The following is a 25,551-nucleotide window of genomic DNA, read 5'->3' on the forward strand; positions in this document are numbered from 1 at the left end:
GTCCGGCTTTTCCCTGTCTTGCCCGTTGTGGAGTTGCTCATGCTCGGCTTGCGCAATATTTCCATCAGCCGCCGTCTGTGGCTGATTTTGCTGACCTCCATTCTGATGCTGCTGATTCTCGCCGGCCTGATGCTCAAGCAGAGCCATGACGACCTTTATACCGCCAAGGCGTTGAAAACCCGCCACGTGGTCGAGACCGCCGGCAGCATCCTGCGCCACTTCCAAGGCCTGGAAGGCCAGGGTCTCAGTCGTGAGCAGGCGCAGCAGCAGGCCATCGCTGTCATGCGCGACTTGCGCTACGACCGCGAGGATTACTTCTGGCTCGAAGACCTCGACACGCGAATGGTCATGCACCCCAATGCCAAGCTCGAGGGCAAGCGCATGGCCGGTACCCTCGATCCGGACGGCAAGGCGCTGTTCGACGAAATGGTCGCCACGGCCAAACTCGATGGCGCCGGACTGGTGCGCTACCGCTGGCCCAAGCCAGGTTCCGACGCGCCGGTGGAGAAGGTTTCCTACGTCGAATTGTTCAAGCCCTGGGGCTGGATTGTCGGCTCGGGCATCTACATAGACGACGTGCAAGTCGAGTTCCGCCGCCAGCTGATTCAGGCCTTCGTCATAGTGCTGACGATCGCCCTGCTGCTCAGTGCGCTGATCCTGCTGATTGCCCGCAGCATCGCCTCGCCACTGGCGCGGGTGGTCGAAGCGATGGAGAACATCGCCAGCGGCGAGGCCGACCTGACCCGCAATCTGGATAACCGCTGGCGCGATGAACTGACCGAATTGAGCGGCCATTTCAACGTGTTCACCAACAAGCTGCGTGGCGTGATCGGTCAGTCCATACAGTCCGCCGACAGCCTGGACAAGGCTTCGAAGTCGCTCAGCGAAATCGCCACCGAGAGCCAGAACCACAGCCAGCAGCAATCGCAGCAGATGGAGCTGGTAGCCGCCGCCATCCACGAAGTCTCCTACGCCGTGCAGGATGTGGCCAGGAACGCCGAACACGCTGCCAACGAAGTTAGCCAGGCCGAAGAGCAGGCACGTCGGGGCCAGAACAACATCGACACCAGCCTGCGCCAGATCGATCAGTTGTCCGATACCATCGGCCAGGCCGTCGAGGTAATCCAGAGCCTGGCCCGGGAAAGTACCCAGATTGGCAGCGTGCTGGAAGTGATCCGCGCCATCGCCGAACAGACCAATCTGCTCGCGCTGAACGCCGCCATCGAGGCGGCGCGCGCAGGCGAACAGGGTCGCGGCTTCGCTGTGGTAGCAGACGAAGTGCGCCTGCTGGCGCAGCGCACCCAGCAGTCCACCGCGCAAATCCAGGACATGATCGAGCGCCTGCACGGCAACTCGGAAGCCGCGGTGAATGTCATCAATGCCAGCAGCCAGGCCGCCCGACAAACCGTGGAGCAGGCCCACCAAACGGCTGAAAGCCTGCACCAGGTACTCGGCGCACTGCGCAATGTCACTGAACTGAACGCCTCGATCGCCAGCGCCACCCTGGAGCAGTCACACGTGGTCGAAGACATCAACCAGAATGTGTCCCGCGCAGCCTCTCTGGCTCACGAAAATGCCCAGGCAGCAGACCGGTCCAGCGAGGCGAGCCAGGAACTGGGTCAACTGGCGGGTCGGCTCAATCGGCTATTGGGCCAGTTTCGCGTATGAGGTGGATGAGCAACATGCAGCCCTCCAAAACCCTTTTTGCCGTGCCTGTCGACGAAGCGCGCAACACGCGTTACCTGGAAACGCGGCACAAGGCTGTCGAGCTGTTCGCCCGGCATGGTTTCAGCCGAGTCAGCATGCGCGACTTGGCCACTTGCCTGGGGATCACGGCCGGCTCCCTCTACAACCACATCGATAGCAAAGAGGCACTGCTGTGTGAATTGATCGAAGAGCTCTACGAAGCGTTGCTGGACGGCGCCAGCCTGGTGACCCGTCGCAAATCTGCCCCCGCTGTACGAATGCAGGGCCTGCTTGAGGCGCACCTGCGGCTGCACGAGCGTATGGCCGCACATTTCCGCCTGGCTGAGTACGACCTTCATTGTTTGAGCGACGAACAGCAAGACTCGATTCTGGTCCTGCGCCGACGCTACGAGCAGCACCTGGTGGAGACCATAGAGCAACTCACCGGTAAACCGGCTGGCGCCACCCGACGCGCAACCGTTAGCGGCATCGTTTCCCTGCTCAATCAACTACCGGCCTGGGTTGGGCAGCCCAAGGCCGGCATTGGAGCACGCCGCAAGCTGCTGCATGAGATGGTGATGAGTACGCTGCAGGGCGCATTGCGGGCAACTGAGGCCGCAGACCTGGCGGCAGTCGTTCACGCATCGCCCTCCTCCTTGGCACTTAAATAAGTACCTGATTCCGATACCCTCTGCCGGCAGCCGACAAACCCTCGGATCTTATTTTCTTACTCTCCACTGGCCCCGATGTGAATCGCTTCACGTCGGGCCAATCAGTCCTGCCACTGCACACCCCACCATAAGCTCCAGCCCTGCGGGCTTTGGGTCGGGTGCAAGGAGAATAAAAATAATGAATCCAGGTTTTACATCATCACTCAACCACTTGCTCGATGCTGCCACGGTTGGATCGCAGCGCGTCCCAGGCGTAGTCGCGGCAATAGTCGGGCGTGACGGTCTGGTCTATGAGGGTGCATCAGGTCAAAGGACGCTCGGTCAAGCCCCTGCCATGACCACCGACAGCGTTTTCGCCCTGTTTTCCACGACCAAAGCGATAACCGCCACGGCGGTATTGCAGTTGGTCGAGGAGGGCCGACTGGATCTCGACGCGCCTGCCAGAAACTATGTGCCGATGATCGGCGAACTGAAGGTACTCGAAGGGTTTGATAGCGACGGAACGCCTCGCCTTCGCGCCCCCAAAAAGCACATCACCACCCGAATGCTTCTGCTTCATACGGCAGGCCTGGGTTACGAGTTCTTCAATGAAGACTACAACAGACTCGCCCAGGAACAAGGACAGCCCAGCGTCATCAGCGGGTCGTTGGCGGCGCTTGTAACACCCTTGCTGTTTGAGCCTGGTGAACAGTGGGAATACGGCTCCAACATGGATTGGGCTGGCCTGGTGGTCGAGGCCATCACCGGCAAACGTCTGGGTGAAGTCATGCAACAGCGTATTTTCGAGCCGCTGGGCATGACCGATACCGCCTTTACCATGACCCCGTCGATGCTCCAGCGCCGAGCCAGCATCCACCAGCGCGCAGAGGATGGATCGCTGAGCGCACTCGAGGATTTCATCCTCCCACAAGCGCCCGAAGTGCACATGGGAGGCCATGGCCTGTATTCGACCGTGAAGGATTACTGTCAGTTTATCCGTGCCTGGCTTAACGATGGACAAGGTGAACACGGACGGATCCTCAAACCGGAAACGATCCGGTTCGCGGAGAAAAATGGTCTCGAAAACCTGAAGGTAAAAGCCCTTCCCAGCGTTATCCCCAGTCTCTCCAACGCCGCAGAGTTCTTCCCGGGCATGCCCAAGTCGTGGGCCATGAGTTTCATGGTCAACGATCAAGACGCCCCCACCGGTCGCCCTGCAGGTTCCCTGGCGTGGGCCGGGTTGGCCAATCTTTTCTATTGGATCGACCGCAAGAACGGCATCGGTGGTTTTTGGGCCACCCAGATATTGCCGTTCGCCGATCCCGTTTCGGTCAATGCGTATCTGGATTTCGAAACGGCGGCCTACCGCCATCTGACCCGCTGACCCACCACCGATTCGATTCGGATCGCATGGAAGCCCCCCGGGGCTCCAGGCGACGGTGCAAGAAAACAATCCCTCTCCAAAAACCAACAAAAACAAAACAGGTGACTCATGGAGATCTCCACACGTACCCCTGCGCGCGTTCGGCCCCTGGTACGCGCACTCGACACTTCAACGATCGGTGCCGGCCTCGCGCTGGCGATTCTGGCGGGCAACGCCCAGGCCATTGATGTGGACGCCGGCGAATACACCGCTGCGCTTCCAGCCGGCAGCAATATCGGTTTGCTTTACCTGCAGCATGCCCAGCGGCGGTCGCTTTACAGCGACGGCCACAAGGTTGCGATCAAAGCGGGGCTCGACTCGGATATCGGCATACTGCGCGCCGCGCATTACCAGCAACTGGGCGACTACACGCTCAATACGCAGTTTCTGTTGCCCTTCGGTCGCCTGGAAGGAACACGCGACAACGACTCGCTGGGACAAACCAGTGGCGTCGGCGATCTGATTCTGGCGTCCACTCTGTGGCTCGTGAATGACCCGGCAAAAAACCGCTACTGGGGCATTGCACCCTACCTGCACGTGCCGACCGGCAACTATGACCGCAACGATGCACTCAACCTTGGCGAAAACCGTTGGAAGTTGACGTTGCAGACCGGCTATGTAACCGGTCTCACTGAAAATTTTTCCCTGGACCTCACCGCAGACGTGACCTTCTTTGACAAAAATGACGACCTCACGAGTCAAGGCCTGACGTTGCGCCAGAAGCCGTTGTGGCAAGGTCAGACCTACCTGAGGTACGCGGTGACACCCAAGCTTTCGGTGCATGTCGGTGCGTCCCGACTCTGGGGTGGTGAGACGCGCATTGACGGTCAGGATCAGAACGATGAACCCAACACCAGTAAATACCGTGTCGGCTCGTCCTACTGGATAACCCCGACCTTCCAGGCCCTGCTCAACTACGGGCAGGATGTCTCGGTCGACAACGGCTTCAAGGAAAACCAGCGGGTCAACCTAAGGCTGTTGTGGGTGTTCTGACCCACAGTGAATGGCACCGGGAGCGGGCTGAACACCGCTCCCCGGTGCACTCGTACCGCCTCGAATCGCTAGCGCAGCCGGCGGTGCAAGGTCTGGGAGGGTAATTCACTGAAACGCTTGCGATAGATCCCGGCAAATTCACCCAGGTTCAGATACCCCCAGCGAAAGGCGACGGCCGAAACGGTGGTTCCCGATTGCGGATCCGCCGCCAGCAAATCGCGGTGCACGCCCTGCAATCGCTGCTCGCGCAGGAACGCACCGGGCGTCATGCCGCGAAAGCGCGCGAAGGCACCACTCAATGTCCGCACACTGGTCCCTACCGCACTGGCCACCTCACCCATGGTCGGCAGGCACGCCGCATTGGCACTCATGAACTCTTCGGCAGCCCTGACATAACGGGGTGCAATCCGGTTCAGTGGACTATTCAAATCAAGCCCTGCCCGCCCGGCGCGGCCAGCCCATTCCTGCAGCATATGAACGCAAAGGCTTTGCTCCAGGTGAGTGCCCATACGCCCTTCAGCCATGTGTTCGGGCGCCTCGGCAATACAACGAACCGTATACTCCAGCAGACTCAGCCAGCTCGAACCCACTCCGCCGATGACGCACTTGTGTCTCCAGAACTGATCATCGGGCACGAACCCGAACCACTGCTGTGCCATCCGCTCCAGGACGGCATGAGGAATGGTCAGATTCAGTTGCAGGTGATCAGGGTCGAGGTCGACCCGGTAATCGACACGACTGCAATCGGCAACGAATGACTCACCCACTGCCGTATCTTCAGTGACCGAACGCCGACTCCAGTGCCGGGCATTGCCGCGAATGGTGGTAAGCAGCAGCGCATTCCCCGCTTCGGGCGAAAATTCATCGACGCTCACCGGCACGCCGTAGGCAAAACGAGTCAGCGTCAGCTCGCCAATCCTGGACGAATGCATGGTGGCGTGCGGCTTGATGGCCTGCCCTTTGGGTACCACACGGTAGGGCATATACATGCGATCCGACCAGTCGCTGATTTCATCCCACTCGGTTGAAAAACATTTGTGATGCGGGTGAATCGGCTTGCCGCTGGCATCGGCTAACAACGCATGTTCGAGAAGCATGGAGACACCTGTTTTTTATTTTTTTAGGGTCCAATTGATGCCCAGGCCTGCCACTCAGATCGACGGCAGGTAGGCCATCTCGTGTGACTCGCCCATCAGCAGCGGACGATTGAGTTTCGCACAGCTGCGCAGGTAGTCGGCCACCAGGGTAATCCGCTTGAGGTTGCGCAGGTCCTCACAATAGTACAACCAGAATTGCCGGGTGACCTCCACCTGATCCGGCAGCACCTCGCACAGGCGCGGGTCGGGTCCGGCGAGGAAGCAAGGCAGGATCGCCAGCGCACGCCCTTCCAGTGCCGCATGGTACTGGGCGACCACGCTGGTGCTGCGCAGGCGGCTGTGCGCGCCGAGCATCAGGTCGCTCAGGTAGAGCAGCTTGAAGCTGAAGGCCAGATCCTCGACGTAGGTCACGAACGGGTGGCCGGCCAGGTCCTCGCGACAGCCGATCGGCGGATGATTGGCCAGGTACTCCGGCGTCGCATACAGGCGCAGGCGAAAGTCGCACAGCCGCGAGCACACATAGGGACCGCGCTCGGGCCGTTCCAGGGTGATGGCGATGTCCGCCTCACGCCGTGACAGGTTGACGAAGTGCGGGACCGGCAGAATATCCGCCGAGATATGCGGGTAGTGCTCGAGGAAGTGGCTCATCTGCGCCGCGATGAAACAGGAACCGAAGGCTTCGGTACAGCCGATGCGCAGGTGCCCGGCGTGCCCCCCGGTGGTGCCGAAAACCTGCTCGCAGGCTACCAGCAACGTACTTTCCAGGGATTCGGCGTGGCCGACCAGACGCTGCCCCTCCACGGTCAGGACGAAGCCTGCGGTGCGCGATTTCTCGAACAACATGGCGCCCAGGCTCTGCTCCAGGGCGCGGATACGTCGCGCTACCGTGGTGTAGTCCACCCCCAGGCGGCGGGCTGCACCGCTGGCGGTACGGGCACGGGCGACCTCGAGGAAGAAGCGCATGTCGTCCCAGTTCAAGTGACCTTGCGTTGTACTGATTTGCATATTCATCAGGCTTTCCTGCCGTACTTTGAGAGGGCCAGTGAATAAAAAGCGCGGGCCAGGTAGCGGGCAGGCGCCGCGCAACGCTCAATCGTCAGAACTGTTCGTCAGCAAGGCCATACAGCGGCGCACTGCCGGCGCGGATGCTGGCTTCCAGACTCAGCGTCCGTGGCAGCAGGCGGGCGAAGTAGAACTCGGCGGTGGCCAGTTTGGCAGCGTAGAACGACGGGTCCTGGTCGCGTCTGGACCGGGCCACGGCGGCCATGCGCGACCACATGTAGGCATAGGCGACATAGCCGAACAGGTGCAGGTACTCCACGGAGGCTGCGCCGACTTCGTTGGCATTGGCTTTGGCCCGCTCCATCAGCCAGCTGCTCAGGCCCTCAAGACGCACCAGGGCTTGCAGCAGCTCGCCGCCATAGGCGCTTTCGTGGTGCAGGGCGAAGTGGCGGACTTCCCGGGCGAACAGGTGCAGCGCAGCGCCTTCGTTGGCCAGCACTTTGCGTCCGAGCAGGTCCAATGCCTGGATGCCATTGGTGCCTTCGTAGATCTGTGCAATGCGCACATCACGGACCAATTGTTCCTGGCCCCATTCGCGTATGTAGCCATGGCCGCCGAAAACCTGCTGGCCGTTGATGCAGCTTTCCAGGCCGGTGTCGGTAAAAAACGCCTTGGCCACTGGCGTCAGCAGCGCAACCAGGATCTGCGCGCTATCGCGCTCGCGGGCATCGTCGGAAAACTTCGCCAGATCCAGTTGTTGCCCGACATAGCTGGCGAACGCGCGACCGCCTTCGGTCATGGCTTTCATGCCGAGCAACATACGCCGCACATCCGGGTGAGCGATGATCGGGTCGGCCGGTTTGTCCGGGGCCAAGGCACCGGTGGGAGCCCGACCCTGGATGCGGTCGCGGGCATAGGCGACGGCGCTCTGGTAGGACGCCTCGGCGCAGCCGATGCCCTGAATGCCAATCGACAGGCGTTCGTAGTTCATCATGGTGAACATCGCCGCCAAGCCTTTGTTCTCCTCACCGACCAGCCAGCCACTGGCGCCGTCGAAGTTCATCACACAGGTGGCCGAGGCCTTGATGCCCATCTTGTGCTCGATCGAACCGCAACTCACGGCGTTGGCCGCGCCGAGGGAACCGTCGGTATTGACCAGGACTTTCGGCACGACAAACAGCGAAATGCCTTTCGGGCCCGCAGGCGCGTTCGGCAGTTTGGCCAGTACCAGATGCACGATGTTCTCGGTCAGGTCCTGATCGCCCCCGGTGATGAAAATCTTGCTGCCGGTGATCTTGTAGCTGCCGTCAGCCTCAGGTTCGGCGCGGGTGCGGATGAGCCCGAGGTCGGTACCGGCATGGGCCTCGGTGATGCACATGGAGCCGGCCCAGCGGCCTTCATACATCGGTGGCAGATAAAGGTTTTTCAGGGCGTCGCTGGCGTGGGCGTCCAGCGCCAGGCAGGCACCGGAACTCAATGCCGAGTACAGTGCAAAACTTGAGTTGGCGCCGTAGAGCATCTCATCGAACTGCACGCCCAGCATTTTCGGCATGCCCATGCCACCGAACACAGTGTTGCCGGACAGTCCCACCCAACCGCCTTCGATGTAGGTCGCGTAAGCCTGTTTGAAACCGATGGGGGTGGTGACCCGGCCCTCATGCCACTGCGCGCCTTCTTCGTCGCCGCTGCGATTGAGGGGCGCAATCAGGTGCGAGGTGACTTTTGCCGCCTCCTCAAGAATGGCGTCTGCCGTATCGGTGTCGATGCTGTCGGCCAACGCCGGCAGGCGCGCCCACATGGCCGGCGCATCGAACACTTCGTGCAGCACAAAGCGCATGTCGCGCAGCGGGGCTTTGAATTCGGGCATAACGTAAACCTCGTTGGGACGGTTGTGTCATGGGCAGGGCATAGCCGAATTCGGCCTGCACGAACCCGCAGCAGCAGGTCAAACACCTGCTGCTCGATGGATGCAATGTCAGATGGGGTTAGAGCGCCTTGGCCCGGTCGCGCAACACATACTTCTGGATCTTGCCTGTGGAAGTCTTTGGCAAGAGCGTGAAGATCACTGTGCGCGGGACTTTGAATCCGGCCAGGTGCTCACGGCAGAAGCTGATGATGTCAGCCTCGCGAACGCCCTGGTGATCAGCCTTCAAGGTGACGAAGGCGCAGGGCGTTTCGCCCCATTTCTCATCGGGACGGGCGACCACGGCAGCTTCCATCACACCCGGGTGGCGATAGAGCACCCCTTCAAGCTCGATGGTGGAAATGTTCTCGCCGCCCGAGATGATGATGTCCTTGAGCCGGTCCTTGATTTCGACGTAACCGTCAGGATGCCAGACTGCCAGGTCACCGGTGTGGAACCAGCCGCCTTCGAACGCTTCGGCAGTGGCGGTCGGGTTCTTCAGGTAGCCCTTCATGACGGTGTTACCGCGCAGGAAGATCTCGCCGATAGTCTGGCCGTCACGCGGGGTGGGCTCCAGCGTTGTGCAATCGCCGACCATCAAGCCCTCCAGCGTCGGGTAGCGCACGCCCTGTCGCGACTTGATCTGCGCCCTCTCCTCCAGAGAAAAACCATCCCATTCGGCGTGCCAGGCGCAGACCGTCACTGGGCCATAGGTTTCGGTCAGGCCAAACACGTGAGTGACCTTGATGCCCATCTCTTCGACGGCACCGATGACTTTGGCCGGTGGAGCAGCGCCCGCGACCAAGGCATTGACCGGGTGATCGATGGCCGCTTTCGCCGATTCTGGCATGTTCACCAGTGCATTGAGCACGATCGGTGCGCCGCACAGGTGAGTGACCTGATGCTCGCGGATCAGCGTGAGGATTTTCTGCGGATCGACCCGGCGCAGAAAAACGTGCACACCCGCCAGCGCGGTGATGGTCCATGGGTAGCACCAGCCATTGCAATGGAACATCGGCAGGGTCCAGAGGTACACCGGATGGTTGCCTATGGCCCAGGTCATCTGGTTGCCCAATGCGCTCAGGTAAGCGCCGCGATGGTGGTAAACCACGCCCTTGGGGTTGCCGGTGGTGCCTGAAGTGTAATTCAGCGAAATGGCCTGCCACTCGTCGCCCGGCCATTGCCAGTCGAATGCCGGGTCGCCTTCGGCCAACAGCGCTTCGTAGTCCAGGTCGCTCGCGGCCTGGCCTTCACCGTATTCCGGGTCATTGACGTCGATCACCAAAGGCGGGTGATCGAGCATGCCAAGCGCCGCCTGGATCACATCATGGAACTCGCGGTCGGTAATCAACACCTTGGCTTCGCCATGCTGCAGCATGAATGCGATCGCCTCGGCATCGAGGCGGACGTTGAGCGGGTTGAGCACGGCGCCGATCATTGGCACACCGAAATGCACTTCAAGCATCTCGGGAATGTTGGGCAGCATCACCGCCACCGTGTCGTCCTTGCCGATACCGCGACCGGCCAACGCCGAGGCCAGGCGTCGGCAACGGGTGTAGGTCTGCACCCAGGTACGGCGAATCGAACCGTGGATTACGGCGAGGTGATCGGGGTAAGTGCTGGCGGTGCGCTCGATGAAACTCAGCGGAGACAAGGCAATGTGGTTAACAGCCGAAGGGCCTAGGCCTTGGTCATAGATAGACATGTGCGGGTACTCGATGGCTGATTGTTAGCTCTATGGTTGACCTTCCAGCGTTGTCGCCGGGGTCACCTTCAAAGTCCGGATGACTTTATATAACATCTCGCCTTTGATATGGAAGTAAAACCTATCAGATATAGTATTTGTTCTATATCAACTTCTTTTAACTCTGAATCAATGCCGCCAACGCTCCAAGGCTGGTATATGCTTGGTTTCCCTGAAAAAGTGGACCCGCAATGACCCTGACGCCCGTTCGATTGCACAGCTGGTTGCGCCTGCAGCGCGAGGGTGTGCCTCTGGCCGCCCGGGCCGATGCGTTGTGTCGGGCACTGCAGGATTGCCCTGAAGTGCAGCGGGCGGTTTACCTGAGCTGGCAGCCCAATGCGCGGATCTACAGCCATGAAGGTGCCGCCCAGCATTTACCGCCGGGACTTGGCGACCCAGCGCTGGCCAGTGACCAATTGCTCTTCGAGCACCTGGTCGAGACAGGCCGCCTGGACCTGGCTCAAGTCCGTCAACTCGATTGCTGGTTGTCCGGCCGGTTGCGCCGGGCCGCGATCAGCCATGGCCAGGTATTTGATCTGGCCTTGCAGCCGGGGCAGCCGGGCTTGTTGCTGGTGGAAGTGCGCGAGGGCGTGAGTCTCGACTGGCTGGGCTGGGTGCAGGATTTGCTGACGACGCTGCTGAGCAGCGTCAACGGCCTGCTGCGGGGTTCGCCACTGCTGGGTCACGATCCGCAACCGAGCCTGCTGCTCGATGCGCAAGGTCGACCGCTGGAGTTCAACGCGGCACTGATGGCGCTGCTCGCCGAGAAGTCACTGACCGATGTGTTGGGCTTTTTACCGGTCAATCATCGGGTGCTGGTTCGTGCTTGCCTGGACCAGCAACGCGCCGTCGAAGGCGTCGAGGCTCAGTTTGAAACGCAGATCCTGATCTGGACGTTCATTCCCGATCCCCTGGACAACCGGGTGCTCGCCCGTTGCCGCGACGCCACGGCTCAAGTGCTGGCGGAGCGTGAAGCGAGCACCGCACGACGTCTGTACCGTTTGATCATCGAAAACACGACCGACCTGATTTCCCGTCATACACCGCAAGGGCGCGTTATCGATGCGTCACCGGCCTCCTGGACCTTGCTCGGTTACTGGCCCGAAGAGTTGCGCGGGCAAATGGCCCAGGGCCTATTTCACGGCCAGGATCTGGCCGCTCTCGTGCAGCGCGCGCGCGACGCGCTGGAGCAGGATGGTTATCACACCATGACGTATCGCATTCGCCATCGCGACGGCCATTACCTGTGGTTCGAAACGGCCAGCCGGGCGATCCGGGAAACCTACACCGGGGCGGTGGTCGAAATCGTCAGTGTATCCCGGGACATCACGGCTCGAGTGCAGGCCGAGGAGAACAAGCGACGTCTGGCCGAAGTGGTCGAGGCCAACATCGATCCGGTGTTGTTCATCGCTCCCGAGGGCCAGGTCACTTACCTCAATCCAGCCGCGCGACACATCCTCGGGATTGATGAGCAACAACCCATGCCGGCCCTGACCGCGTTGTTCGCAAGCGGCGACCTTGCGCGCCTGCAACGCGATGGCTGGAGGCGCGCCGAGCGCGACGGCGTCTGGAGCACCGATGCGCGGTTGCAACCGCCGGGCGGCGGCACATCGGTGCCGGTGTCGCTGGTACTGTTGGCGCACCGCTCCACTGGCGGCGAGCGTTATTACTCATTGGTCGCCCGCGACATGACCGAGCGCGAGCTGCGGGAAGTGCAACAGCGCCGTCATCAGGACGAACTGGCACACACTGCACGGCTGGTCACACTCGGTGAGCTGGCCTCGGGGATCGCCCACGAAATCAACCAGCCGCTGGCTGCCGTGGTCAATTATGCGAATGCAAGCCAGCGCTATCTACAGACACTGGATTCCAATCCCCAGGCCGCGGCAAGAGTGACCCAGGGTCTGGAACGCATTACCCATCACGCCACCCACGCCTCCGAAGTGATCCGGCGCTTACGCTCCTTTTTGCGCAAGGGACAGCGTCGCATGCAGGCGCTGAACTTGACCGACGTCGCCCGCGAAGCCGTGCGTTTGTGTGCCTGGGAAGCAAGCAATTGCCAAGTGACAATCGAGGATCGACTACCGGATAATCTGACTCCCGTTTATGCCGACCGCGTGTTGCTGGAACAGGTGCTGCTCAATTTGTTGCGCAACGCCATCGACGCCAACCGTGAGCAACATCCCGGGCAACCCTCTCTGATCGTGATGGCCGTGGAGCATGGCAGTGGCGCCTGCGTGGAAATCAGTGTGCGAGACCAGGGGCCGGGCGTCAGCGAGCCGGAACTGGAGCAGATATTTACCCCGTTTTACACCAGCAAGGCCGATGGCCTGGGGCTCGGTCTGTCCATGAGCCGTAGCATCATCGAGGGTTTCGGTGGCGAATTGAATGCCCGGCGTCAACCTGTCGGGCTACTGATGTGTTGCCGCTTGCCGCTTGCCGGCCCAACAAAACAACAATAGGAATCAGGTAATGGCAGGTGTAACGGAGCACGTTGTGTACGTGGTCGATGATGACCAGGGCATGCTCGAATCGACGGTCTGGTTATTGGAGTCAGTCGGGCTCAAGGCCTTGCCGTTTACCAGTGGTGTCGCATTCCTCGATGCCTGCGATGCAAGCCTCGATGCCTGTGTGCTGCTGGACGTTCGCATGCCCGGTATGGGCGGGTTGAACGTGCAGGAAGAAATGCGTGTGCGCCAACTGAACCTGCCGATCATCTTCGTCAGCGGGCATGCGGATGTGCCGATCGTGGTGCGCGCGTTCAAGGCCGGTGCCCATGACTTTATCGAGAAGCCCTACAACGAACAGCTGTTGCTGGACAGCGTGCAACAGGCGCTCAGCAACTGTGCCGCCAACCGTTCGGGCAACCAGGGCCACGAAGCCTTGCAGGCGCGCTTGCTGACCTTGACCCCGCGGGAGCGCGATATCCTGTTACCGCTGGTGCAGGGTTACACCACCCGCGAAATCGCGGAGCAACTGGGTGTGAGTGCAAAAACCATCGATCTGTACCGCGCGCGCGTCATGAAACGCATGCAGGCCAACACGTTGCCGGACCTGGTGGGCATGGCCATCGCGGCACAGATGGTCGATCCGCTGAAGTTGCGTTGACCGGTTGAATCCACAATCAAAAGCAGTCGTTTGGCAGTTGACTCAAGGATGCTTGCCCATCAAAAGCCCACGGGCTTCGGGGCCTCGCTCGGTTGCAGTCATCACTTTTTCTCCAGACAAAAAAAAGGTTCTTCACGCAATCCCGGGAAACTGTAGGAGCAAAAAAGCCCTGGAAAACATACCCAGGTTCTTGCAGGCCGTAGGAGGCTTAGCGCAAGAGTTCTGAGCGACTGAGTGCGGTCGGACAGCGACTGTACACCGTGATTGACCCAACCCCCGCGTTTGACATGGCCTATGTTCGCTAGCGAACAGACTACGCCGCGATGAATCATCCACACTCGTCGGTGGAATGCAGCGCCCGGCGGCGCAATGCCCCGCACACCTGGCCTGGCGTAGAACCGCCATCATTCCACAAGCGACCTGCCCTGCGCGGGTCGTACGAAGGAATTCATGCAAAATATCCTGACTCGCACAATGTCCAGCCTTTGGCGCTCACCGGCCATCTGGCTCAGGTGGAGTGCAGCACGGCACAAGTTCGAGTACGAGCCCATCCTGCGTGCCGACCTGTTCAATGCGCAGCAGATGGCAGACCACGGCATCGTGCTGGCACGCCAGCATGTGCTTGGGCGCCTTTCAAAAAAGGATGCCTTGCTGGGCCGACTGACTGACAACCAACTGCTTCTGGAGCGTAGCTGCGCAGCGCTCAAGTCCGTACAACTGTCCAGCCGACGCCCGACCCCGGCGGCGGAATGGCTGCTGGACAACTTCTACCTGATCGAAGAGAACATCCGTACCGCCAGGACCCACCTGCCCGACGGCTATAGCCGCGAGCTGCCACGCCTGGCCGAAGGCCCTTCGGCAGGCCTGCCGCGGGTCTACGACATCGCCCTGGAAACCATCGCGCACGGCGATGGCCGGGTCGATGCGCCCAGCCTGAACTGTTTCATCGCCTCTTATCAGACCATCACGCCGCTGACCCTGGGCGAACTATGGGCAATCCCGATCATGCTGCGCCTGGCGCTGATCGAGAACTTGCGGCGCGTGGCATCCCGCGTCATGGCCAACCGGGATGACCGCAACCTTGCCGATGACTGGGCCGATCGATTGATCGAAATGGCCGAGCGCGACGCCAAGAGCGTGGTATTGACCGTTGCCGACATGGCGCGATCGGCACCGCCGATGACGCCACCCTTCGTAGCAGAACTGGCGCGCCGTCTGCACGGACAAAGCGCCGCGCTGATATTGCCCATGGCGTGGATAGAACAAACGCTCGGTGAGTCCGGCCTGACGGTCGAACGCCTGGTGCAGATGGATGCCCAGCAGCAATCCGGTGACCAGGTGTCCATCAGCAACAGCATCGCCAGCTTGCGGTTACTGGCAGCGACCGACTGGCGCGAGTTCGTCGAGTTGCTCAGCCATGTCGAGCAGGTATTGTGCACGGACCCGGCAGGCATCTACGCGAACATGGACTTTGCCACCCGTGATCGTTACCGCCATGTGGTCGAACGCCTTGCCCGGCATTGCGTGCATTCCGAAACCAGGGTGGCACAAGCCACCCTCGAACTGGCCGCGAGCACACAGCCCACGGCCGGTGTCACCGGGCACGTGGGCTATTACCTGGTGGCTGACGGGCTGCTCAGCCTGGAGCAGGCACTGCATGCCAGCGTGCCGCTGCACGATCGATGGAAACGACTGCTGCAGAGCGCCCCGCTGAAGTTCTACCTGTGCCCTTCCCTGCTGCTGACACTGCTGCTGGCCTGGCCATTTCTCGGCAGTGCCTATCACAGCGGCACGCCACTGTGGTGCCTGGCCCTGCTCGCCGTGCCCGCGTTATTGATGACCAGCCGCCTGGCGATCGGGCTGGTCAACTGGCTGGTGACGCTCACGGTAGTCCCGTCGCTGCTGCCGCGCCTGGATTACAGCAAGGGCATACCGGCCGAGGCACGAACGCTGGTGGCGGTGCCGACGATGTTTGCCAACGCCGGCGACATCGAGGCGCTGGCGGAAGGCCTGGAAGTGCGATTCCTGGCCAATCGCGATGCCAACCTGCATTTTGCGCTGCTCAGTGACTTCATGGACGCCCCTGCCGAGGTGATGCCCGAGGATGCCGAATTGCTCGCCCTGGCGCGCCAACTGATCGAGGCGCTCAACCACAAATATGCCGATGGCCAGGTCGACCGGTTTTTCCTGCTGCACAGGCCCCGGCACTGGAACGCGACCGAGCGGGTATGGATGGGACATGAACGCAAGCGCGGCAAACTCGCCGAGCTCAACGCGTTGCTGCGAGGTAAAGGACAGCAGCGCTTTGCATTGATCGTCGGTGATGTCGCGCCACTGGAATCGGTGCGCTTCGTCATCACCCTGGATACCGATACCTTGCTGCCCCGGGATGTCGCGCGTCAGTGCATCGGTGCGATGATGCACCCCCTGAACCATCCGGTATTCGATGAGCAGAGTGGCAAGATCGTCAGCGGCTACGCCATCCTCCAGCCACGCGTGGGGATCAGCCTGCCCAGCACGGCACGCTCGACCTACGCCCGCCTGTTTGGCAGCGATGCGGGTGTCGATCCCTATACCCGTGCCGTCTCCGATGTTTATCAAGACCTGTTCCAGAACGGTTCCTTCATCGGTAAGGGCATCTATGCCGTCGACGCCTTCGAACAGGCACTCGAGGGCTGTCTGCCCGACAACCGCATCCTCAGCCATGACCTGATCGAAGGCTGCTATGCCCGCTGCGGGCTGCTCAGCGATGTACAGCTGTATGAGGAATACCCGTCTCGCTACAGCGCCGATGCCAAGCGCCGACACCGCTGGATTCGCGGAGACTGGCAAGTGCTGTACTGGGCCTCGCCGTGGGCACCGAAACCTCAGGGAGGATTTGCGCCCAACCTTCTGAGCAACCTTGCCCGCTGGAAGATTTTTGACAATCTGCGCCGCAGCCTGGAGCCAGGCGCCTTCCTGGCCATGCTTGCATGGGGCTGGCTGGGTTCGAGCGAGGCCGTCTCCTGGACATTGGCGGTGGTCATCCTGGTATTTCTCCAACCCTTGCTGCAGTCGGTATTGGCACTGGTACAGAAAGCCGCCGATATTCCACTGGGGCAACACCTGAGTGCGGCATTACGGACCTCCGGCCAGCATTTCATGCGCGCGCTGTTGTCGATTGTCTGGTTACCCTCCGATGCGTTGTTGAGCCTGGATGCGATTGGCCGCTCACTGTGGCGCATGCTGATCAGCAAGCGCCGCCTGCTGCAATGGCAACCGTCTCGTGAGGTGGAGCGTTCCAGTGGCAACGCGCTGTCCGGCATGTATAAAAGCATGTGGATTGCCCCTGCGCTGGCGCTGACTCTATTCGCGGCCCTGCTCCCCTCTCCTTACGTACTCGCACTGGCCGCACCCTTGTTGCTGGTGTGGCTGGTGAGCCCGGCGATTGCCTGGTGGATCAGCCTGCCGACAACCCCGGCGGGGTTTGACCCGACAGTGCAAGACCTGCGCTTCCTGCGCATGCTGTCACGCCGGACCTGGGCGTTCTTCGATCGGTACGTGGGGCCCGAGGACAACTGGTTGCCGCCGGACAACGTCCAGGAGATACCCAAGCCAACCATTGCCCATCGCACCTCACCGACCAACATGGGCATGGCCTTGCTCTCGCACCTGGCGGCCCACGATTTCGGTTATCTGAGTAGCGGGCGCCTGCTTGAACGCGTCACGGCCACGCTTGAGTGCATGGCCGGCCTTGAGCGTCACCATGGGCACTTCTACAACTGGTACGACACCCAGTCACTCCTGCCGCTGGCGCCTCGGTATGTGTCCACCGTGGACAGCGGCAACCTGGCGGGCCTGCTGCTCACCCTGCGACCGGGGCTGCTGGGGTTGGTCGACACGCCCCTTTTCGATCAACGCCCCCTCAGCGGTCTGGGCGACACCCTCGATGTGCTGCAGCAGGCATTACAGGAAGGGCACCTCGATGACCGCGCCGTGCTTGAACTGCGCGCGAAGGTGGCGTCGGCGATTGTCCAGGACACCCCGGACAACCTCCTGCAAGTACTCGATCTGGCGGATGCCTTGGCAATCGACACGGCGGCCACCGCTGCTGAAGAAGCACACTATTGGTTGCAGGCATTGCAGGCGCAGTGTGCGGATCTGCGGGCAGAACGACTGCGTTTCGAGCTGCCGTTGGCACCCGCCCAGGCACCGACACCGACACCGACACCCGCACTCAGTCTGCGGCAAATGGCCGAGCTGGACTGCACGCTGTGGCTGCCCGCCGATCAGGCGCAAGTGCAGGCGGTACAATGCCTGGCTCGCGCACGAATCAGCCAACTTGAGCGCCTGGCCGAGTTGTCCGTGTCACTGGCGAGCATGGACTTCACCTTCCTCTACGATGCTCAACGCGACCTGTTCTCGATCGGCTACAACGCCGACGAGCGCAGGCTGGACAACGGTTATTACGACCTGCTCGCGTCAGAGGTTCGCCTGACCAATTTCGTGGTCATCGCCCAGGGCCAGCTGCCGCAACAGGCCTGGTTCACCCTCGGGCGCTTGCTCAGCAACAATCGGGGGGTACCGGTACTGCTTTCCTGGTCCGGATCGATGTTCGAGTACCTGATGCCAAACCTGGTCATGCCCAGCTATGAAGGTACGCTGCTGGAGCAGACATGCCGTGCGGCCGTGGCCTTGCAGATCGAGCATGGCAACCTGTTGGGCATCCCCTGGGGCGTGTCCGAGTCGGGTTACAACACCCTGGATGCCCACTTCAATTATCAGTATCGGGCGTTCGGTGTTCCAGGCCTTGGTCTCAAGCGCGGGTTGGCCGAAGATACCGTGATTGCGCCGTACGCCAGCGCCCTGGCGCTGATGGTCGAGCCGCAAGCCGCCTGCCGCAACCTGCAACGCCTGGCGGCCCAAGGGTCGGCCGGTCGCTATGGCCTGTACGAAGCAGTCGACTACACCGAGGCACGCCTGCCACGCGGCCAGCGCTATGCGATCGTGCGCTCGTTCATGGCGCACCATCAGGGCATGAGCCTGCTGGCCTTGACCAGCCTGCTGCTGGACCGGCCCATGCAGCGACGCTTCGAGTCGATCCCGGCCTTCCAGGCGACCATCCTGTTGCTGCAGGAGCGCGTCCCGAAAACCGCCGCACCTTACCTGCATGCAACCCTGGCACCTGCCACAGATGAAAGCGGACGCGCGCAGGAAACCAGGCTGCGAGTGTTCGCCGATCCCGGGCGCAAGCGCCCCGCCGTCCAGCTACTGTCCAACGGCCGTTACCACGTCATGCTCAGCAGTGCCGGCGGCGGTTACAGCCGCTGCAACGACATCGCCGTGACCCGCTGGCATGAAGACGCGACCTGCGACAACTGGGGCATGTTCTGCTACCTGCGCGATGTCAGCAGCGGCGTATTCTGGTCCTCGGCCCATCAGCCGACCCGGCACCGGCCAGAAAGCCATGAAGCGATTTTCAGCGATGCCCGGGCCGAGTTTCGGGTTCGCGAGCTCGACTTCGATACCCACACCGAGATCGTCGTGTCCCCCGAAGACGATATCGAACTGCGCAGGCTGCACATCACCAACCGCGGTCGCGTGCGCCGTAGCGTGGAGATCACCACCTACGCCGAGGTGGTCCTGGCGCCGGCAATCAGTGATGCCATGCACCCGGCCTTCAGCAACCTGTTCGTGCAGACCGAATTGTTGCCGGCGCTGCAGGCCATCGTCTGCACCCGCAGGCGCCGCTCCAGTGAGGAAGCCGTCCCCTGGATGTGCCACCTGCTGGCCGCCCATGGCGTGGACATCGACGCCATTTCCTACGAGACCGATCGAGCGCGATTCATCGGCCGCGGACGCAACGTTTCAGCACCGGCGGCGCTCGATGGCAATGTCGAGCAGTTGTCCGGCACCGCAGGCTCGGTGCTGGACCCGATCGTGGCCATCCGCTGCCGTATCACCCTGGAACCCGGACAAACGGCGACCATTGACCTGGTGACCGGCATCGCGGACAGCCGTGAGGACTGTCTGTACCTGATCAATAAATACCGCGACCGGCACCTCGCCGACCGCGTCTTCGACCTGGCATGGACCCACAGCCAGGTGTTGCTACGCCAACTCAATGTCTCGCTGGAAGATGGGCGCCTGTTCGAACAGATGGCCTCTTCGATCCTCTACGCCAATGCCTCGTTGCGCGCGGAAAACAGCGTCCTGATGGCCAACCGACGCAATCAATCGAGCCTCTGGGGCCAGGCGATCTCCGGCGACCTGCCCATCGTTCTGCTGCAGATCGCAACCGTCGACAACATCGAACTCGTGCACCAGATGGTCAAGGCCCATGCCTACTGGCGGCAAAAGGGGCTGATGGTGGACCTGGTCATCTGGAACGAAGACCAGGCCGGCTATCGCCAGCAACTCCAGGACTTGATCATGGGGGTGGTGACGTCCGGCAGCGAAGCTTCGCTGATCGACCGTCCCGGGGGCATTTTCGTGCGTCCCGCCCAGCAGTTGTCGAACGAGGACCGTACGCTGATCCTGTCGGTGGCGCGCCTGGTGCTGAGCGAAGGCAACGGCAGCATTGCCGAACAGGTACATCGGCGTCACGCAAGCCCGGCCTACTCGGCATTCGTGCCCACGCTCAAGCGCCAGGCAAAGGCAACGGCGGCCGCTGCCCTCCCCGCCATCGAAGGTTTGCTCCTGGGCAACGCCTATGGCGGCTTCGGTGCCGATGGCAGCGAGTATGTCATGACCTTGCAGCCGGGAAGGCCGACGCCGGCGCCATGGGCCAACGTGTTGGCCAACCCGCACTTCGGTACGGTAATTTCTGAAAGTGGGGGCGCTTACACCTGGATGGAAAACGCTCACGAATTTCGCCTGAGCCCTTGGCATAACGACCCGCTCACCGACGCCAGCGGCGAGGCGATCTATGTGCGCGATGAAGAGACCGGGCATTTCTGGTCGGTGACGCCACAGCCTTGTCCCGGTACTGGCGCGTACCGCACCCGGCACGGCTTCGGCTACAGCGTCTTCGAGCACGATGAAGACGGTATCCACACCGAGTTGTGGGTGTACGTGGCGCTGGATGCTTCGATCAAGTTCTCGCACTTGCAGATTCGCAACCGTTCAGGCCGCGCCCGGCGCCTGTCGACGACCTGCTATGTCGAGTGGGTGCTGGGCGACTTGCGCAGCAAATCGGCGATGCATGTGGTGACGGAAGCCGACCCCAGCAGCGGCGCATTCTTCGCCAGGAACGCCTATTCGATCGAGTTTTGCGAACGGGTGGCGTTCCTCGATACCGACTCGACCGCCACCAGCATCAGCGGCGATCGCACCGAGTTCATCGGCCGCAATGGCAGCCTCAAGGCACCTGCCGGTCTACAGCAGGCACGCCTGTCGGGCCGAACCGGCGGCGGCATGGATCCCTGTGCGGCGATTCAGGTGGCCCTCGACCTCGACAACGGTGACGACCAGGACGTGGTCTTCCGCCTCGGTGCCGCCAGGGATACGACCTCGGCCCTGCGCCTGGTTCAACAGTACCGTGGCCTGGGGGCGGCCACCGCAGAACTCGAGGCGGTACGCGAGCAGTGGCGTTCGCAGCTGGGCGTGATTCAGGTCCAGACCCCCGACCCGAGCATCGATGTCATGGTCAATGGCTGGCTGATGTACCAGGTGATCGCCTGTCGCTTCCAGGCCCGCAGTGGTTATTATCAGTCCGGTGGGGCCATCGGCTTTCGCGATCAACTGCAAGACAGCATGGCGATGATCCATGCCGATCCCGCCAGCGTACGTGGCCATTTGTTGCTGTGCGCAGCCCATCAATATGCCGAAGGCGACGTGCAACATTGGTGGCACCCGCCGCTCGATCGGGGTGTGCGCAGTGGCTGCTCGGACGATTACCTGTGGCTGGCGCTAGCGACCAGCCACTATGTCAGCGTCACCGGCGACCTCAGCGTGCTGGCCGAACCCGCGGGTTACCTTGAAGGCCGACCGCTCAATGTCGGGGAAGAGTCCTATTACGACCTGCCGGGCAAGTCGCACCTCGAAGAAAGCCTTTATCAGCATTGTGTACGCGCCATCGAACACGGCCTGCAGCGCGGCAGCCACGGCCTGCCCTTGATGGGCACGGGCGACTGGAACGACGGAATGAACCGGGTCGGCCATCTGGGCCAAGGGGAAAGCGTGTGGCTGGGCTTCTTCAGCTTTGACGTGTTGCAGCAGTTTGCCATCACTGCCCAATTGCATGGCGACCCTATCTTCGCACAGCGTTGTACCCGGCAGGCCGCCTTGCTGCAGGCCAGTCTGGAGGAGCATGCCTGGGACGGTTCATGGTACCGGCGCGCCTGGTTCGACGACGGCCAGGTCCTGGGCTCGGCCCACAATGACGAATGCCGCATCGACTCGATCTCGCAAAGCTGGTCGGTACTGTCGGGGGCCGCCTCGCCAACGCGGCGCCGCACAGCCATGGCGTCACTCGAGAAGCATCTGGTACGGCCCGACACAGGCGCGGTCCTGCTGCTCGATCCGCCCTTCGACACAGGCTCGCTCGAGCCCGGCTATATCAAGGGCTATGTGCCGGGCGTACGGGAAAATGGCGGCCAGTACACCCATGCCGCCGTCTGGGCCGGCATGGCGTTTGCCGAGCTTGGCGACAATGTCAGGGCCTGGCGGTTGCTCAACATGATCAACCCCGCCGGCCATGAAGTCGCCAAGCGGCTCGAAACCTACAAGGTCGAGCCCTATGTCATGGCTGCCGACGTCTACGGCACACCGCCCCATGCGGGCCGTGGGGGCTGGACCTGGTACACCGGGTCGGCTGGCTGGACGTACCGGTTCATCGTCGAGTCATTGCTCGGCGTGCGGCGGGTCGGGACTGCATTGCATATCGTACCGCTGCTGGCGCAGGGCTGGCTTGGCTACACGCTGCGCTACCGCTATGGGGCGACGCATTACCAGATCCATGTACGCCCCGGCACGAGTACCACGGCTTCGATCACGCTGGACGGCGAGCTGCTGGGCAATGACGCGCTGGAATTGCTCGATGACGGCACAGAACATCAGGTCGTGGTGACATGCCCGGTAAAAGCGCACCAACCCGAAACCCCTGGGTGGGACAGAACCGTCGAAGCCGATCTTGAGCGCTGAGAGACAGCGCTCCTGGCGGGCCTGGATTCAGAGTGGATGACTCGGGCCCTGGTGGTGCGGCTGCACGGCCTCGCCCAGTTTGATGTGTACGGGCGGGTTGGCAGCCTGCCCGGGCTTGTCATGCCGGGGGATCGGCGTGCTCTGTGGCTGTTTCGCAGTGGGCTTGCCTGGCCCCTGGCGAAGATTCGGGTCAATGTGCTTGCTCATGACAACCTCCAACGTTCGGCGCTGCAGATGCAGCGTCGCTCCCTTGAGCATGGCAGATGGCAGCAACTGCTTCGGTGCGCTGCCCCGCATAGCGCGCTTTGGAGTAACCTGTCCCCCTCAGGGAATTCTCCCTCGAAGGGTGGCTGATATGTTTGCTGTACCCAAGCCACAACAGAACTACCTGCTGGCAGCGCTTCCGGCGCCGGCGCTGGATCGCCTGCTCCCCCACCTCGAACTGGTCGAGCTGCCACTGGGCAAAGTGCTCTATGAGTCCGGCGGCGCCCTGCGGCATGTCTACTTCCCCACCGACTCCATCGTGTCGCTGTTGTATGTGATGGAGAACGGCGCCTCGGCCGAGATTTCGGTGGTCGGCAATGAAGGCCTGATCGGCGTTGCAGTCTTCATGGGCGGCGAAAGCACACCCAGCCGCGCCGTTGTGCAAAGTGCCGGGCATGCTTACCGGTTACCCGGCCAACAACTCAAGGACGAGTTCAACCGCCATGAAGAAATGCTGCTGCTGATGCTGCGCTACACCCAGGCCCTGATCACGCAAATGGCCCAGACGGCGGTGTGCAACCGCCACCACTCCATCGACCAGCAGCTGTGCCGCTGGTTGCTGTTGTCACTCGATCGCCTGCAAGGCAATGAACTGACCATGACCCAGGAGTTGATCGCCAACATGCTGGGTGTACGCCGCGAAGGCGTGACCGACGCCGCCGGCAAGCTCCAGCGCCTGGGTGTCATCGAATACAGTCGGGGACACATCAAGATCCTGGACAGGGCCCGGCTCGAGGCGCTGAGTTGCGAATGCTACGCCGTGGTCAGAAGGGAAACAGAACGATTGCTGCCCTACTTTCCCTGGCCGACGTGACTCGTGAAGGCCTGTCGGGACGCCCCGGTCAGGCCACAACGACCGCTTTTTGTTTGATTTCTGCCAGGTGTAACGGGCAGAAATCGGCCAGGGGCGGCCCTTGGGCGACCTATAAGCCCATCAATTTCTGCATTAACTGAAGTTCGGCTCAGTCAACACATTGAGCCCTGACGGACGCAATCGCATGCGAAAAAGATAATCACGAAGATTTGATGTTTTTTTCAGCCATTGCGCACTTTCGGGCACGCGTTCCAAATAATCGAGCATAGGCGTCAGGATGGCGTCCGCCATGCTGTAGTCCGCCCCGCAGAAAAATTGCTGACCGTCCAATTGCTTCGCCAACAGCCCAAGTGTCTGGATAACCATTGGCTCAGCGATAGCCACGGCGTCTCTATCGATAGGACGTGCCGGCTGCGCAGGAGTAACCAGCAATAAAAGATAACGACGTATCAGTCGATCATCGGCATACATCGCCAAGGTAGCGGACCACTGATCGACCTTCACCTTCTGGGCCAAGTCAGCGGGCCTTGGAGAAGTATGCGCAAAGGCTTCATCCAGGTAGCGGCAAATGGTGGTTGTTTCAATGACGCTCCGCTCTCCATGCAGCAATACCGGGACCTTGCCAAAAGGATGCAGTGCCATGTGTTCAGGGCTGTGGAACCTGATCGTATTACCATCCACGTGCATCCCGTGTGTGTAATCCAGCGCTTTCTCTTCGCAGTAAAGTCTGACACTACGTAGGAAGGTGCTGAATCCAGGTCCCAGTATGTGCAATCTCATGTGTAGCTCCTTGAGGGAAGAGTCGGCAATTCTGGTCGGTATGACTTTATGATCAAGAACATAAAGTCCCGTTTTGTCATACTCCATCTCACGCTTTACTGAGGAGAAGACGTATGCCCTGGCCTGCTACACAGCGCGCAACCACTCGACAGATGATTCTGGATAGCGCAGCGCGACTCTTCGCACTGCAGGGTTTCGAAAAAGTTAGTATCGACTCAATAATGGAGAGTGCGGGATTGACCCGGGGGGCCTTCTATAGTCACTTCGCATCCAAAACGGAGCTTTACACCGAAGCTGTCAGAAATGCCGCGAACGCGGGGGGCGCGATACTCGAAGAGGCTGGTAAAGATGGTTTGCAGCAGGTAGTGAAAGACTATCTGCGCATGGACCATCGGGATGCAAGCCGCATGCACTGTCCGTTAGCCTTCATGGTCAATGATGCTGCTCAGCAGGACGGAGCCATCAAGGAGAGCTACACCCAAGTGCTCGCAGCTTTCATCACACGTCTAGAATCCGGACTGAAATCGACGATAGAGACGAATACACGCCAACATGCCCTGCAAATTGCCGTAGGGATGATTGGTGGCTTGGCACTGGCTCGAGCGGTGGCCGATGACCAATTAGCGCAAGAGATTCTCACAGCCTGTCAACAGGGATGTTTGCAACTCGTTGAGCCATGACATGCCATAACAAACGTCATTACCAAGACTATTGAAGATGAGCCTTCCAGCATGGGAAGAGCATCATCTGCGGATGCACAACCAATCACACAGATACCTGGCAGTGAAATCGCGTCCCCTGTCATTGAACGTAATATTTCATCATCTTCTACGACGAGCACTGTGGGAGGCATGGTTAAGATTCCTAAACCTTCAACGTTCGTGTTGTCACAGAAAGTAATCGCTTCGGGCACCTGACAAGGGGTATTTCGCGCCGGATCCATTGCCGATCTTCGGCATTCCGC

The 25,551-nt window shown here is 61.1% G+C and carries 15 protein-coding genes; 9 read left to right on the forward strand and 6 right to left on the reverse strand.

The features are described from left to right. The first annotated feature begins 39 nt into the window (after positions 1-39). From CD175_RS08560 to CD175_RS08575, 4 genes are all read left to right on the forward strand, one after another. Positions 40-1,668 (forward strand): methyl-accepting chemotaxis protein, encoded by a 1,629-nt coding sequence (locus CD175_RS08560; RefSeq protein ID WP_104448520.1) that lies wholly within the window; start codon positions 40-42, stop codon positions 1,666-1,668. Further along, positions 1,665-2,357, forward strand: coding sequence for a TetR/AcrR family transcriptional regulator (locus tag CD175_RS08565; protein WP_104448521.1), 693 nt, complete (start codon positions 1,665-1,667; stop codon positions 2,355-2,357). The genes CD175_RS08560 and CD175_RS08565 overlap by 4 nt, the downstream gene beginning before the upstream one ends. Before the next feature lie 178 nt (positions 2,358-2,535). Then, positions 2,536-3,720, forward strand: a complete 1,185-nt coding sequence (gene acmB, locus CD175_RS08570; RefSeq protein ID WP_104448522.1) for a methyl acetate hydrolase AcmB — start codon at positions 2,536-2,538, stop codon at positions 3,718-3,720. Positions 3,721-3,828: 108 nt separating this feature from the next. Beyond that, complete coding sequence (locus tag CD175_RS08575; protein WP_104448523.1) at positions 3,829-4,752, forward strand: transporter; 924 nt, start codon at positions 3,829-3,831, stop codon at positions 4,750-4,752. Between the two features lie 68 nt (positions 4,753-4,820). Here the strand turns inward: CD175_RS08575 and CD175_RS08580 are convergent, their stop codons facing one another. From CD175_RS08580 to CD175_RS08595, 4 genes are all read right to left on the reverse strand, one after another. Next, a complete protein-coding gene (locus CD175_RS08580; RefSeq protein ID WP_104448524.1) occupies positions 4,821-5,849 on the reverse strand; it encodes an AraC family transcriptional regulator in 1,029 nt (342 codons plus the stop codon). Between the two features lie 54 nt (positions 5,850-5,903). Beyond that, the gene (locus tag CD175_RS08585) at positions 5,904-6,860 is read right to left on the reverse strand and encodes a LysR family transcriptional regulator (RefSeq protein WP_104448525.1); all 957 of its coding nucleotides are present in this window, start codon (positions 6,858-6,860) and stop codon (positions 5,904-5,906) included. A gap of 85 nt (positions 6,861-6,945) precedes the next feature. Beyond that, positions 6,946-8,718, reverse strand: a complete 1,773-nt coding sequence (locus CD175_RS08590; protein ID WP_104448526.1) for an acyl-CoA dehydrogenase C-terminal domain-containing protein — start codon at positions 8,716-8,718, stop codon at positions 6,946-6,948. Between the two features lie 118 nt (positions 8,719-8,836). Further along, positions 8,837-10,459 carry an acyl-CoA synthetase gene (locus tag CD175_RS08595; RefSeq protein WP_104448527.1) on the reverse strand — a complete coding sequence of 541 codons (1,623 nt, stop codon included), beginning with the start codon at positions 10,457-10,459 and terminating at the stop codon, positions 8,837-8,839. A gap of 230 nt (positions 10,460-10,689) precedes the next feature. Here CD175_RS08595 and CD175_RS08600 point away from each other — a divergent pair, with 230 nt between their 5' ends. From CD175_RS08600 to CD175_RS08610, 3 genes are all read left to right on the forward strand, one after another. Then, complete coding sequence (locus CD175_RS08600; RefSeq protein ID WP_104448528.1) at positions 10,690-12,960, forward strand: PAS domain-containing sensor histidine kinase; 2,271 nt, start codon at positions 10,690-10,692, stop codon at positions 12,958-12,960. A 10-nt stretch (positions 12,961-12,970) separates the two neighbouring features. After that, a complete protein-coding gene (locus CD175_RS08605) occupies positions 12,971-13,606 on the forward strand; it encodes a response regulator transcription factor (RefSeq protein ID WP_104448529.1) in 636 nt (211 codons plus the stop codon). A 450-nt stretch (positions 13,607-14,056) separates the two neighbouring features. Beyond that, positions 14,057-22,729 (forward strand): glycoside hydrolase family 94 protein, encoded by an 8,673-nt coding sequence (locus CD175_RS08610; protein ID WP_104448530.1) that lies wholly within the window; start codon positions 14,057-14,059, stop codon positions 22,727-22,729. A 27-nt stretch (positions 22,730-22,756) separates the two neighbouring features. On the opposite strand, the gene CD175_RS08615 is transcribed toward CD175_RS08610, so the two are convergent. Continuing rightward, entirely contained in the window at positions 22,757-22,936 is a 180-nt protein-coding gene (locus tag CD175_RS08615; protein WP_104448844.1) for a hypothetical protein, read from the reverse strand. A 148-nt stretch (positions 22,937-23,084) separates the two neighbouring features. Between CD175_RS08615 and CD175_RS08620 the strand changes: the two genes are divergently transcribed. Next, positions 23,085-23,807, forward strand: a complete 723-nt coding sequence (locus CD175_RS08620; RefSeq protein WP_104448531.1) for a Crp/Fnr family transcriptional regulator — start codon at positions 23,085-23,087, stop codon at positions 23,805-23,807. A gap of 132 nt (positions 23,808-23,939) precedes the next feature. On the opposite strand, the gene CD175_RS08625 is transcribed toward CD175_RS08620, so the two are convergent. Further along, on the reverse strand, positions 23,940-24,587 hold the full coding sequence (locus CD175_RS08625) for a glutathione S-transferase family protein (protein WP_205886324.1): 648 nt from the start codon (positions 24,585-24,587) through the stop codon (positions 23,940-23,942). Between the two features lie 113 nt (positions 24,588-24,700). Here CD175_RS08625 and CD175_RS08630 point away from each other — a divergent pair, with 113 nt between their 5' ends. Further along, positions 24,701-25,267, forward strand: a complete 567-nt coding sequence (locus CD175_RS08630) for a TetR/AcrR family transcriptional regulator (protein ID WP_104448533.1) — start codon at positions 24,701-24,703, stop codon at positions 25,265-25,267. Positions 25,268-25,551: the final 284 nt, after the last annotated feature.

It is taken from the genome of Pseudomonas laurylsulfatiphila (assembly GCF_002934665.1).
Taxonomy (GTDB): domain Bacteria; phylum Pseudomonadota; class Gammaproteobacteria; order Pseudomonadales; family Pseudomonadaceae; genus Aquipseudomonas; species Aquipseudomonas laurylsulfatiphila.